This window comes from Microvirga sp. 2MCAF38, assembly GCF_052115485.1.
Classification (GTDB): Bacteria; Pseudomonadota; Alphaproteobacteria; order Rhizobiales; family Beijerinckiaceae; genus Microvirga.
Window position 1 is genome coordinate 49,319 of record NZ_JBFRGU010000006.1, and the last position, 13,151, is coordinate 62,469.

Consider the following 13,151-nt stretch of genomic DNA (forward strand, 5'->3'; position numbering starts at 1 on the left):
AGCGCGATGACACCTTTGCGTATGGCGAGGCAACGTGCGTCATGATGTCAGCATCGTCGACCGCAATACAAACTCGGCCGGACAATAATTGTCCGGCCGGTCCGTCAAAATCGGGATATTGATTTCAGCCCGCAGTCTTGGTCAGTGCATCCAGCTTGAGTTTGATTGCATCAATCGTGGGCTTGGCAACCTCCGAGACACCGGGAATGGCAAGGACTCGATTGAAGGGTTCGTCAAGGGTGGGGCGAGCCGTTGTGACGAGCGATGCGAGTGCAACCTTTCCACCGGCTGGAAGCTGGTTGACCAGGTTGTCGACCCGATCGAGCTGGGCCGCACCCTCGGCGAGTTTCGGCAACGCTACCTTCGCAGATTCAACGTCTGTTACACCTTGCAGAGCCTGCCGCATATTGGTGACCGTTGTTTGAACTGTCGACCCTAGATTGACGGAGCCGACAGTGAGATTTTGCGCCGATGGCAGAGCCTGTGTCGTCGTGGTCTGATCGGGGAGATTTTGCGCGGTCTGCGTTGTCGTTCCCGTCTCCGCCACATGCGTCGCAGATCGGCCGAACCACCACCAGCCCAGCGCAATCAAAGCAATGGCCGGAAGAGCCCAAGCCCAACCAGGCATAGGAGACTGGGTCCGTCGGACCGTACGATTGGTCTCCAACGTTGTCGACTGGGGTGCAGCTCTCGCTGTCTGCGCAGCGCCGGCACCGCTGATGCCGGAGAGCAAACCGGTGCCGCTCAGCAAGTCCGCGAAACCAGGTGGCAACGCCCTGGCAATATCGGATTTCTGGGAAGTGAGCATTTGCGAAAGACCCGATGCATCGAGCCCTCCGGCTGTTTTCTGCTTACCAAGAACGCCCATAACCACCGGCGCCAGGAGCCCGAGAAGCGACGCACCGGACGAGCTTCCGATCCCAGCAAACTTACCAACCGCATCTCCGAGCGCCGAAGTTGAGGAACCGCCCAATAGGGAGGACAACATATCGGTTCCATTGTCGATCAGGTTTTTCTGGCCGGAGCCTCCAATCGCTCCCGTCAACGTATCCAGGATACCCGGCGGCTGTTGACTGACCACATTAAATAGCTTGCGCGAACCTTCCGGGGTGGATGCGGTTCCTGCCAGACTACCGAGAATGCCCGGCACGGCGGCGCTTATTGCTCTTCCGATTTGTGACTTGTCCAAACCGAAAGCTGAAGCGATTTTGGCGATCATGTCGGGCGTCAGAAATTGTGTGACCAGCGATACCAGGTTGGTGCTCATTGAGACTTCCTCCTGTGTGTCTGACGCTTCCCGTGGAATTTCACGAGCCATACCGCCGCCCGAAACGAACTATGCCGTTTCCCTTCATGACAGCTCTTACAGCGCCGAACGCCGGCTGCTTGTTCTCTCCCGGTAGGCCGTACAATCAACGATCATGTTGTGGATACGTTCCTTGGCGCGCGCAGCCCTCGCCGGCGCAGGTATCGCGCGGCACTCAAAAACTTCGGAACATATCGACCCGATGATCGTCGTGCATTCACGTTCGGGTAGGATTCTATCCTGCCGTCTTCCGGCACCTCAAGCGACTAGGACACCTTAATAGCTACACGCGTAGCCTGAATAGATCATATAGCAACGAGTATCCCCGGGCTCCGATTGATTTTGCCGGCGCGAGAACCCTTCATGCTCGTGGCCACCACGCGACGAACCTCCGCCGGAGTGTGAGCCGCCGGAACCACCGCCACCATGGCCGCCTCCACCTCCACCTCCACCTCCACCTCCACCTCCACCTCCACCGCCACCGCCACCGCCTCCGCCTCCTCCTCCTCCTCCTCCTCGCGCAACAGCCACGCCTGAGATGAGGCTCGCGCTCAATAGAAAGACGCTCAGTCCGATAAGGACTTTCCTCATGGTCGGTCTCCGTTCGAGAAAAGGTTCATCGTTTCGACTTAAGGATGGAAATGTACGGTACAAGCGCCATGCGACGCCTCGGAAACCCCGTCGCGAGATGGTGATTGGCGCGCCGAGTGGATGTTGCCTTGCGCTGGTGTTGTTCCTGCTCTGGTTCTTCGCGCGAACGTTACCCTATGTTCCGCCTGATGTTCCGCAATAGCGCGAGAACTCAATAGGTTACGAAACCATAGAATGCTATAGTCACTCTATCGAAGCACTTGCAGCCTTCCGTAGAAGGGGACTTGTGCGTGTCCAAATGGCGATCAACCCCGATCGCAATTTCTTTCATGGTGCTGATCGCATCATGGACGGGCATTGCATGTGCAGATGACATCAATCGAAACCGGTTTGCGGCTTCGGTTGCGATCAAGGGCCCGATTGGACCGGCGACCGCCAGATACGTCAAAAGCGCGTTTGACTCCGCCACTCGGCATCGGGCAGATCTCATAGTTCTACAACTTGATACTCCAGGTGGCCTTGCCACCAGCATGCGCGAGATTATCGCCAACGTTCTGAGCTCTCCTATCCCAGTCATAGGTTTCGTTGCGCCTGCCGGAGCTCATGCTGCGAGCGCCGGCACTTACATTCTCTATGCGACCAATATTGCGGCCATGGCACCCGGAACAAATATAGGAGCGGCGACTCCCGTACAGATTGGGGGCTTGTTCGAGCCTTCTCCTCCCGGAAAAGATATCAATAAAGAGAAGGGCAAGGGAGATGCTCACGACCAGCCGGAGCCGGCTAATGACGAGAATACAATGAAAGCGAAGGTTACTAACGACGCCGTCGCATTCATTCGCAGTTTGGCGGAGTTGCGGCACCGCAATGCCGATTGGGCCGAGCAAGCCGTGCGCTATTCGGTAAGCCTTTCGGCCCAAGCCGCTTTGGACAAGGGCGTCATCGACCTTATCGCCCGAGATCCCATGGACCTTCTTGCTCGCATCGATGGGCGAGAAGTAGACATCGCAGGGAGCCGAATACGCCTCGCGACAGGAAATCTCCGGATCGAACCGATTGAACCGACCTCGCTCGATCAATTCCTTTCGGTGATCACCGACCCCAATGTCGCTTTCATTCTCTTGATCCTGGGTCTTTTCGGCCTTGTCTTCGAGTTCAGCAATCCGGGCACCATCGCACCGGGCGTGATTGGCGGAATTTGCCTTATTCTGGGCCTCTACGCCTTGAACATGTTGCCGGTCGACTATACGGGCGTTGCGCTTACATTGCTCGGGATCGCTTTCCTTATTGCGGAAGCATTCACACCGACCGTTGTGCTCGGCATCGGTGGTCTTGTGGCTCTCGTTATCGGAGCCACAATGCTGCTCAACACCGATGTGCCGGAGTTTAGACTGTCGTGGGGTGTGATCGGAGGCGTGGCAGTGGCGAGCATCGGCTTGTTTACACTCACGCTCGGCTATGTCTGGCGCTTACGACGTCAACCTGCCCGCACAGGTGTTTCGACAATGCTGGGGCAGTCCGCCGAAGTACTCGATTGGTCCGGTGAGACGGGTCATGTGTTCGCCCTCGGAGAGCGATGGAGTGCCCGAGCCGCGAATTCTTTTATCAACGGTGACCGCGTCGAGGTGACAGAAGTCGATGGACTCACGCTTGTCGTGAAGAGCGCTCCGAAGGTCGCAACGAGCCAAGGAGGGAAACCATGATAGTCGGGTATGTTGTATATTTGATCCTCATCCTGATCGCCGTTGTCTTCCTGGCTTCTGCAATTCGCATCCTCAGGGAATATGAACGGGGGGTTGTCTTTACACTCGGTCGGTTCACAGGCGTAAAAGGGCCTGGCTTGATCATCTTAATCCCTTTCGTGCAGCAACTGGTGAGAGTCGACCTGAGAATCATTGTCCAGGATGTTCCACCACAAGACGTCATTTCCCGCGACAACGTCTCGGTTAAGGTCAATGCCGTTCTCTATTTCCGCATCGTCGATCCTGAGCGCGCGATCATTATGGTGGAGAACTTTGCGATAGCAACGAACCAGCTTGCCCAAACAACTCTTCGCTCCGTTCTGGGAAAACATGAACTCGACGAGATGCTCGCCGAACGCGATCAGCTCAACGCGGACATTCAGCAGATTGTCGACCAGCAGACCGATGCGTGGGGTATCAAGGTGACCAACGTCGAGATCAAGGATATCGACCTCAACGAGACCATGGTTCGCGCCATTGCCAAGCAGGCTGAGGCCGAGCGGTTACGGCGCGCCAAGGTGATCAACGCAGAGGGCGAGCAGCAAGCTGCGGACAAGCTCGTCGAAGCTGGTCGATCGCTTGCCAGAGAACCATGCGCAATGCAGCTCCGCTATTTCGGAGCCCTCCACGATATCGCAGGAGAACGCTCCTCAACCGTGGTCTTCCCACTACCGATAGATCTTTTATCTTACCTTGATAGTGCTCTAAATCGCAGGAACGAGAGGCCGGCGAACCAGACTGGCGACAACGATACAAAGTAAGGAATACCTGAGTGTCGAGCTGTAGGCGCGTAATCTTGAATTTCCGTTGTATCGCACAATGCCGGTGAGATTATCGGGAAACTATTCATCGTGAAGCGACATCGGCGCGCCTACAAATCGATGGTGACACATGGCCGATCAGCACAGCCTCAAAGCGGATGAGACGGTTAATAGACGAGACTTTATGTTTCTGACGGCAGGTGCATTCGCCACGGTAGGCACCGCCGCTACAATTTGGCCGCTCTTTGCATCGATGAAGCCATCGGCAGATGTTTTGGCGGCGGGAGAACCCACATCACCATTTCAGCGGGACAACAAATTTCGTTCTTCTGGCAAGGGAAACCAATCTTCGTTTTGCATCGCACGGAACAAGCGAGTTTGAAAAGCGAGAGTGTAATCTCACGCCTCAGCGATCCAGAATCGTCCGTTCATCAGCAGCCAAGCTACGCAAGAAACTGGAGCCGGTCGAGCAAGCCCGAATTCCTCGTCCTCGTCGCCATCTGTACTCACTTGGGCTGTATTCCCTACGTCAAACCTGACCCAGGCGACCCCAACGTCGATGCGGCTTGGCCAGGTGGATACTTTTGCCCCTGCCATGGGTCTAAATATGATCTGGCCGGACGGGTTTCTCGCGGGGTACCCGCTCCCTACAATCTAGCGGTTCCGCCGCATCACTACACGAATGACAAGACATTGGTCGTGGGCGAGAACCCAGCTGGCGAGACCTTTTCCTCTCTTCCATCGAGCAGCTTTGAGAAGAAACGGTTTCTGAAAGGTCATCATCGTTTCCAGATTACGGATGCTCTTGAATATGAAATCATCCATGGAACCAACGCGAACCGTTGCGCTTCTTTAGTTAGATTTCAAGCCGGCCGTGCCGTGACAGGCTGGTAAGGCTCTGAACCAAGGGAGGCGTTGAAATGCCCGACCCCCTTGATACCCGGCCGCGCGGCCACCGTGCCTGGAACCTGTTGCTGTTGATCCCTTTCATCGCTCTGCTCTGGGTTCCGTTCTACAACGCCATCGAGCCGCAGCTTTGGGGCATCCCGTTCTTCTATTGGTATCAATTCGCCTGGGTGTTCATCACCTCGGGCCTGATCGTTCTGGTGCACCGCAAGATCGGCTAGCGCCGCGACAGTCGCGAGTCGCTTGTCCCGAGGAGACGGACATGAATTGGACCGCGCTGATCATCTTCATCCTACTCTTCGGATTCATCACGGTGCTCGGATTTGTCGCCGCCAACTGGCGACGCGGCGATCTCGATCAATTGCATGAATGGGGTCTCGCGGGGCGCCGGCTCGGCACGGTGGTCATCTGGTTTCTGCTCGGCGGCGATGTCTATACAGCCTACACTTTCATCGCTGTCCCTGCCCTCGTCTTCGGCGCAGGCGCCATTGGTTTCTTCGCACTGCCCTACACAATCATCGTCTACCCGCTCGTCTTTCTCATCCTGCCCCGCATGTGGGCGGTGGCGCACAAACACAACTACATCACTGCCGCAGATTTCGTTGAAGGGCGTCACGGAAACCGATGGCTTGCGCTCGCCGTCGCGATAACCGGCATCATGGCGACCATGCCTTATATCGCGCTGCAGTTGCTCGGCATCGAAGTGGTGATCGGCGCGATGGGCGTACAAGCTGCGGGTTTTCTCGGCGATCTGCCGCTCATTATCGCCTTCGTGATCCTGGCAGCTTTCACCTATACGAGTGGGTTGCGTGCTCCGGCGATGATTGCGGTCGTCAAGGATACGCTGATCTATATCACTGTGATCGCCATGGTGGTCGTTATTCCCATCGAGATCGGTGGCTACACAAAGCTGTTCGCGTCCGTACCCGAAGCGAAGCTCCTCCTCACCTCGCCGAAGAATGGTAATCTTGGTCAATACTCCGCCTATGCGACGCTCGCACTGGGCTCGGCTTTCGCCCTTTTTCTCTATCCGCACACAATGACGGCGATCTTTAGTTCGAGCGGTCGCGAGGTGATCCGCCGCAATGCCGCCTATCTCCCCGCCTATTCGTTTCTGCTCGGACTTCTCGCGCTCACCGGCTTCATGGCGCTGGCGGTCAGTGTCGACAAACTCCCGGAATTCGCCCCGCAATTCGCCCGCTACGGGTCGAACTTCGCAGTACCCGCGCTGATCCTCCATTCCTTCCCGGATTGGTTCGCAGGCGTCGCCTTCGCGGCCATCGCCATCGGGGGGTTAGTGCCTGCGGCCATCATGTCGATCGCAGCCTCGAACCTCTTCACACGAAACATCTACGTCCCCTTCATCCGGCCGGATCGAACCCCGAAACAAGAGGCGCAGAATGCCAAGATCGTTTCGCTGATCGTAAAATTCGGGGCCCTCATCTTCATCATCTTTCTTCCGCTGCAATATGCCATTCAGCTCCAGCTTCTCGGCGGCATCTGGATCAGTCAGACAATTCCCGCGGTGATTGTCAGCCTCTATACCGCCTGGTTGAACCCTTGGGCGCTTCTGATCGGCTGGGCTGTCGGCATCGTGACGGGAACCTGGATGGCAGCCTCACAAGGCTTCCAATCGGCCGTGGTGCCCCTCTCGCTCGATGGCCTCACCATCCCCGGCTACGCGGCTCTCTATGCGCTGGGTCTGAACTTCGCAGTGTCAATCGTTCTTACCCTGGCTCTGAATCCGTTTCGTGCGACCCGTGGCACCGATCAGACTGCAGCGGCAGACTACCACATGTAATGCACCACGATGCTTTTAGCTTTTAAGTAAGACGGCAATAATCCGCGAACTACCGCATCTTTTGAATCGTTACCGGGACACGCACGAGATCTCGGTCCCAGGTCACTTGACACTTATCGAGTTGATATCGGGTCAGATAGAGAAAGCCGCTTGTGCCGACATCCTCGAACGAAAAGGTCCGCGCATCGGGATCGATGAGGGTCGGGTAGAAATAGGCGTGCGGCTCTTCGCAGGATTTGTCCCAGAGCACCTGCGCTTCCATGATGAGGGAAGGTCGTGTCCAGGTGAGGAGGTCAGATGACGTTGATGAGAAGATCCCCTCGATCCAGCGCCCGTTGGCGTCCTGCCTCTTGTCGCCGAAGACCGCTATCACGGATCCGCTATCACGGTACGTGACAATTCCACCAATCATGCGACCGATGACGTTCGAAGCAACGGGCGCGCAGACATGGAGCTTTGGATCTTTTCCAGGCTCTCGAAAAGGATCAATAAATTGCGCCGAGAAGTCCGTTCCGTTCCAGGCGCGCCATGAGAATGGGTCCTCGATATCCTTGGTCCTAATGAGGCAATTTCCGCGGCGCTGATCCTTGTAGCCATCGGCAAAGACGAATGCATAAAACCAGCCATCGCGCTCGATGATGTTGGATGGATTGGCATAACCGACCCGGGCAGTCCGATCCGTCGGGAATCCATAGGGAAGCGTTGCTACCACAGGCGGCCTCCCCGTTCCCGCAGGCTGGAAGCTACGCCCGCCGTCGCGAGACACCAGGCCGGTCACCGTATTGAGCAGACACGCGCTATAGCGGCCTGCCGGGCATTGTCCGTGTATGCGTTCGCCCCGTAACTCCGTGTGAGCAAGCGCATAAACCGTTTGGCCATCGCGGGTATACACACCGCCGATCCAACTCAGGTCATCGAAGTCGGCCAACCGAGCTGACCGCGTTCCCCGATAAATCACTGAGCAGCGTGGTCGTACCTCATTGATAGTGGGTCCAACGAGGGCCCGATTATCGTTGTGACTGATAATCAGGTTCACCTCACGAGCCGCATTGCGAAAAGCCCGCGCCGGAGCATCCGGAACATGGCTTTTCGCGCAGGCGTCGCGGGACCAGTCGAATACCGTCTCGACAGGCCCAGCGGGAATCACCATAAGGGCTTCGCGCTCGCTCTCTTCGACGCGAGCGCTAGCTTCCAGGCAGCTCCCCACAAGAAGGAGCGCTGAGAGAAGCCTGCGTATTCCTTGCATCGCGCCAGTCACTAAGCCACTTTCTGGGCGGGTTCCTGGACCTTCTGCATGACGTCGACCATTTTCGAGTCGACGCCATTCTCGACGAGGAATTGCTGCATCTCACGATAGGTGTGATGATAAGCCCTGTTGAACTTATCGAACAGGGACTGGTCCCAGTACTCCTCGATATTGAAATCCTTGCCGGAGAAGACATCGAAGCTCGGAATCTGAAACGTTTCAGCGAACTCCACCGTTCGGCTGTCATAGGTGAAGTAGATGGACGGCGTCCCATTCGAGAGAGCCATCAGGTTGCCGTGCAGGCGATATCCCAGCACGAGATCCTTCTGCTGAACCAAATCCTCGTAATCGGCCACGACATCAGAATAGAAGAGTCGCTCACGATGCAGCTTTTCCATTGTCTCGTCCATGTACCATTCGGAAACCCATTTGTTGGCACGCAACGCCGCAAAAGCTTCTTCCTTTTGCTCCTGCGTTCCGAAGACGATCTTCTTTTCCTCCACCTCGCCCTGAGCCATGAGAACCACATCGAAGCGCTGTGCCAGGGATTTGACGAGATCACGATGGAAAGTAAGGTAACGCTTGATGTCCTGGGCGTAGGCAGGGGAAACCTCGCGGCGCATGGTGATGCCTGCGTAACGCACCTTGTCGAGCGCGGGCAGCTGGATCTTCATGTTGGGATTGTTGCGCCGAAATGCCGTCGGGCAGCCGACGATCCGCACGTTTCGGATGCCGATGTCCCACAGAACCTGAGCCGAGTACGTGCCACGCACACCGATGGATGTCGTCGAATCCGCCATCATGCGAAGGACCGTCTTGGTCTCGTCGGAAAGCTCGATCTTTCCTTTGACGGGCGCTTGAGCGCCGATGCCGTAGGCGATGACCGGAATCTTGAGACGCTTCAGAACATCGATCGTCTGGCTCCAGCGCATGTCCTTGTGAACATAATTCGAACCGCGCAGGAAGACATAATCGTATTCTTCATTGAGCCTGTCGATATCGTCGAGATTGGGGTTGGCGATAGGCAGAACGCCGAGTTTATCGAAATTCAACAACTTCAGGGACGAGTCGAAAACGAAGGCGTCGCCAATGTTATGGTAATGATTGATGTGGTTCTGGATGTCTTTGTATCGATACCAACGGACGTTATCGTGGTCGTAAACTTCGCCGGACGGGATCATAACTAGAACGCGTGCCACTTTTCGTCTCCTTTTTATTAATGTTCCGGTGGGTGGGTTTTCATGCAGATCGCGCAAGCCGTGCGACGTGTGTCGACTCAAGGTTTGCGGCGATTTCGTAGTAAAGGTCGACATGCTGCTGCGCGCACTCACGGAAACTGATCGGCCGCTTGATACCGGCGCGCATCTGGTCCCATAGAGTTGGATCGGTCAGGGCCTCGACCATGCGGTCGGCCAGATCCTCCGACGAGCCGACACGGAAATGGAGCCCATCGACACCATCGGTAATCTTCTCAGCCATGCCGCCGATATTGCTGCAGATCATTGGCCGCCCATGGAAGAACGATTCCTGAATGACGATCGGTGAATTCTCCCACCAGATCGACGGAATGATCGTCCAGTCGATGGACTTCATCAGGCGCGGCATCTCGCTATTCTGATAAGCACCGTAGAATCTCGCGCGCGAACCGGCCTGCTCGACAAGCTTTTCTATTTTTTCCTGGAACGGCTTCGGCTGGCGTTCAAGATTACCTCCGAAAATCATCAGCTGCGCGTCATCACCCCAGATGGCCTCCGGAACACGCGCCACAGCGTCGAGCAAAATGTCCACACCCTTGAACGCGGTAATCTGTCCGAAATAGGCGAACCGCGCTCGCCGCCCCCCGGATGTCAGGGGCCGCGGAACGGCCTGATCGGAAATATCCAGACCATTTTCAATCACCGTGAACTTCGATCGATCAAGCCCCCACTCGACATAGCGATCCACCAGAAACTGGCTCGGCGATACGAAATGATCGGCGATCTGGAGAAGACCGCGCACGAATTGCTCACGGCGGAGAAACCGTGCTGGCGATATATCCGGGAAGCATGCGTTGCAATCGGCCGGGGACGATTGGCGGCAGAGGTTCGAGCCCTTGGCTTTCACCATTTGCCCATGGTGATGGCAGATCGAAAGAAACTCGTGGAACGTCACGACGATGATGGTGTCCGGCAAAGCACGGCGAACGGCATAGAGGCATTCGAGGCCAAGACCGATGAAGTGATGGAGATGAATGACGTCCGGCTTGATCTCCTGCACGACGCGAAGAAAATCTCGCTCGATCTCCTCCGTGTTGTGATTGGAGAGGAAGAAATGATCGTAGTCATCCGCGTGATAGAGGATTTCCCCTTCCTTCTGGCGCAGACTGAGAAGCGCGGTTCCACCGTGCCTCACGACAGGACGCCCGACACGGGCGATAAACCGGGAACTCAGCCCCTCGATGGCGTTCAATCCCTTGTGAAGATTATAGGAGGCGACTTCGGCACCTCCCAAGGAGAAACTCGGGTGACCGTGAGAAATGACGAGGACGCGTAACGGATGAGAAGCCATTCTACCCTCGCATATTCGCAACGAGATGAGACCAACGCCGGTCGAAACTCCAACGATCGACATGCTGCACCAGCCGTTGCCACGGAAGGCTAGCGTCGCCAGGAGCGCCATCCGCGGCGATCATCTCGACTTCCGGCAGCCAAAGGGACGGCGTGCCCGCCAGTTTCAGCTTCAGGCAGAAGTCACGTCCCTTGTCTTTCGTGCTCAGATAAGACTGGCTGAAACCTCCGATATCCTGAAACGCCGATCTCGACAGGATGCAGCAGGCAATCGATCCGGCCATCACTTCGGTCGGTTCGGCGTGGCAGATCACATCGGACGGATAGCCGAGAAAGTTGTCGACCAAGCGTCGTTCTCGATGATCGAGCGAGGTGCCCGCAAAGCAAATCGAGTTGTCCTCGAAAACCACTGTCGGACTCACCAAGACTTTGCCGTCGCGCATTCGGTAAGCACGCTCCATCAGAGACAGCCAACCTTGTCGACGAGGGAGCACACTCGCTGTCAGAAAAACGCACGTCTCAAGATTCATGACCTGCACGGCCGCTTCCAAAGCGTCGCAAGGATCCTGGACCCCTTCGGCCGCGACGAGGCGCACACCAAGTCCGTAGAAACTGGCGATCCGTCGAACTTCTGCTGCGATCTTGCCGAAGAGCTCCGCCGGAACCGAGACGACGATCGGGATGTCGCGTGTGTCGGGATCTAGGGCCAAAAGAGACAACGTGATGAGGATCTCTTCCGCGTCGAAGCTTCCACCGAGGGCAAGGCCCGTGGCAGCGGCACTCTCGTCATAACCGAAATCCCGGAACTCGATGGCACGGGGCTTTTGGTGATCGAGCACCTGAATCATCGGACCGATATGGGCCTCGATCGCCATAGTCGCGGCCGCTGAGTGAGGATCAAGGATCGACATGATTCGATCCAGGGCTCGCCGCGATGATGTGCGTACGGGCTTCAAGGGATAGAAGGCTGCACTCTCGCTTCCTAACGACAGCTCGAAGTAAACCGGATCCTGAGTAGAAGAAAGGCCGGGAACGAACGCGAGAAAACCGTGATCATGGCGAAACGGGGCCATGGTTTGAAAAAAGGCACTGTCCTGCTGGAAAGCCGTCGTCACGTCCTGACGAGAAAGCCGTGTCCAGGTCTCGTGGATGGCAACGGAATCCTTGCCGGCGTGAATGGTAACGGATTCCACTAGACGCTCGGGATCGAGCATCCAACCGCTGACGAGCATACCGCCAGTCGGCATTTCGAGAACCATATCCATGCCGATACGAACTGGCTCCTTGAGAGTGGAGACAGTATCGCGTCCATCAAAGCGCTCGCCCGCCTTTCGCAACGTTTTCAGTGTTTCGGAATTGGCACTCGCCCTAGGAAGAACGTCCCGAATGTGGGCCGGCACGTCGGTTGAGGATAGAAGAACACGACGGTCATAAATATCGAGTGTCCGCCAACCCTGACCACTTCGAAAAAACAACCGCTGCAAATCCGGGAGATTAATGGCCGCCGTCTTGCCCATATCCAGGATGCCAAGGAAGCCGTATCCGCGTTCTCCCAGGTCGTCCCGCTGGAGTTTCGCGCCTCGGAATTCTCCGACGGCGAGACCATCGTGCGATACGATGAGACACGTTTGATCGGTTGGAAGTTCGCTCGCCCATCCCTGTAGAAATATCTGGCCCGTATCGACGACGCCCATGACCTCGACGAAACCGTCGTTGCGCGCCGTATCCGTCAATATTGACAGGGCAGCGGCGACACGCTTCGGATCGGCGCGCCCGCTCAACAATGCCTGTGAGACGCTGTCCGAGACCTGGGAAAACTCGGCTCCCGCATCGGCCGAGACGATGTTCATGAGATGCGGTACCGGCAAAGCGCGCCGGATAAGCGTATAGCGGGCCGGCTGCCCTTTGCGGCGCATCACGATCGAACGAATTCGAACTCGACCCGCAACCCTGACAGGGACAATGGCGACAAAGCCGATACTTGCCTCCGGCGACGCATCTTTCCGATTCCAGGTGAACACGGTCGCCGTCATGGACATGGCCGGATCGCCGTTGAGCAAAGCCGGCACGACACCCGGCATGGTATCCGTCACCCCACTGACAAGCAAAAGATTCTCGCCGATTGACGCCGCCAGCACAGTCTCGCCGTCGGTCGGGAGGCCGAACTGGTCACTCAAAAGCACCGTTCCCGCCCGGGGTTCCCCTCTGGTGGAGTGAGTAAGATCGCTTGGTGTCATGTGACGTGCAGCTAT

12 protein-coding genes and 1 pseudogene are annotated in these 13,151 nt (G+C 56.7%); 7 read left to right on the forward strand and 6 right to left on the reverse strand.

What is annotated here, in order from left to right:
• Nucleotides 1-124: 124 nt before the first annotated feature.
• Nucleotides 125-1,318, reverse strand: a complete 1,194-nt coding sequence (locus AB4072_RS13625) for a DUF937 domain-containing protein (protein WP_441968672.1) — start codon at nt 1,316-1,318, stop codon at nt 125-127.
• A 293-nt stretch (nt 1,319-1,611) separates the two neighbouring features.
• Nucleotides 1,612-1,830 carry a hypothetical protein gene (locus AB4072_RS13630; RefSeq protein WP_441968674.1) on the reverse strand — a complete coding sequence of 73 codons (219 nt, stop codon included), beginning with the start codon at nt 1,828-1,830 and terminating at the stop codon, nt 1,612-1,614.
• A 396-nt stretch (nt 1,831-2,226) separates the two neighbouring features.
• On the opposite strand from AB4072_RS13630, the pseudogene AB4072_RS13635 reads away from it, so the two are divergent.
• The 6 genes and pseudogenes from AB4072_RS13635 to mctP form a co-directional block, all read left to right on the forward strand.
• Nucleotides 2,227-2,535: pseudogene (locus AB4072_RS13635) on the forward strand (NfeD family protein); the annotation flags it as partial.
• Nucleotides 2,536-2,697: 162 nt separating this feature from the next.
• A complete protein-coding gene (locus AB4072_RS13640; RefSeq protein WP_441969192.1) occupies nt 2,698-3,600 on the forward strand; it encodes an NfeD family protein in 903 nt (300 codons plus the stop codon).
• A complete protein-coding gene (locus AB4072_RS13645) occupies nt 3,597-4,400 on the forward strand; it encodes a slipin family protein (protein WP_441968676.1) in 804 nt (267 codons plus the stop codon). The genes AB4072_RS13640 and AB4072_RS13645 overlap by 4 nt, the downstream gene beginning before the upstream one ends.
• Before the next feature lie 234 nt (nt 4,401-4,634).
• Nucleotides 4,635-5,294, forward strand: coding sequence for a ubiquinol-cytochrome c reductase iron-sulfur subunit (petA, locus tag AB4072_RS13650; protein ID WP_441968678.1), 660 nt, complete (start codon nt 4,635-4,637; stop codon nt 5,292-5,294).
• 26 nt (nt 5,295-5,320) lie between these two features.
• Complete coding sequence (locus AB4072_RS13655; protein WP_441968680.1) at nt 5,321-5,527, forward strand: DUF3311 domain-containing protein; 207 nt, start codon at nt 5,321-5,323, stop codon at nt 5,525-5,527.
• A gap of 41 nt (nt 5,528-5,568) precedes the next feature.
• Nucleotides 5,569-7,107 (forward strand): monocarboxylate uptake permease MctP, encoded by a 1,539-nt coding sequence (gene mctP / locus AB4072_RS13660; RefSeq protein WP_441968682.1) that lies wholly within the window; start codon nt 5,569-5,571, stop codon nt 7,105-7,107.
• 49 nt (nt 7,108-7,156) lie between these two features.
• Here mctP and AB4072_RS13665 read toward each other — a convergent pair whose 3' ends face one another.
• Entirely contained in the window at nt 7,157-8,143 is a 987-nt protein-coding gene (locus AB4072_RS13665; RefSeq protein WP_441968684.1) for a hypothetical protein, read from the reverse strand.
• A 45-nt stretch (nt 8,144-8,188) separates the two neighbouring features.
• Here AB4072_RS13665 and AB4072_RS13670 point away from each other — a divergent pair, with 45 nt between their 5' ends.
• Nucleotides 8,189-8,329: a hypothetical protein gene (locus AB4072_RS13670; RefSeq protein WP_441968686.1), complete on the forward strand. Its 141-nt coding sequence runs from the start codon at nt 8,189-8,191 to the stop codon at nt 8,327-8,329.
• A 35-nt stretch (nt 8,330-8,364) separates the two neighbouring features.
• Here the strand turns inward: AB4072_RS13670 and AB4072_RS13675 are convergent, their stop codons facing one another.
• Genes AB4072_RS13675 through AB4072_RS13685 form a run of 3 tightly spaced genes read right to left on the reverse strand, consistent with a single transcriptional unit; the run spans nt 8,365 to nt 13,082 of the window.
• Entirely contained in the window at nt 8,365-9,552 is a 1,188-nt protein-coding gene (locus AB4072_RS13675) for a polysaccharide pyruvyl transferase family protein (RefSeq protein WP_441968687.1), read from the reverse strand.
• A 40-nt stretch (nt 9,553-9,592) separates the two neighbouring features.
• A complete protein-coding gene (locus AB4072_RS13680) occupies nt 9,593-10,900 on the reverse strand; it encodes a glycosyltransferase family 4 protein (protein WP_441968689.1) in 1,308 nt (435 codons plus the stop codon).
• 1 nt (nt 10,901) lies between these two features.
• Nucleotides 10,902-13,082 carry a glycosyltransferase family 2 protein gene (locus AB4072_RS13685; protein ID WP_441968691.1) on the reverse strand — a complete coding sequence of 727 codons (2,181 nt, stop codon included), beginning with the start codon at nt 13,080-13,082 and terminating at the stop codon, nt 10,902-10,904.
• Nucleotides 13,083-13,151 lie beyond the last annotated feature (69 nt).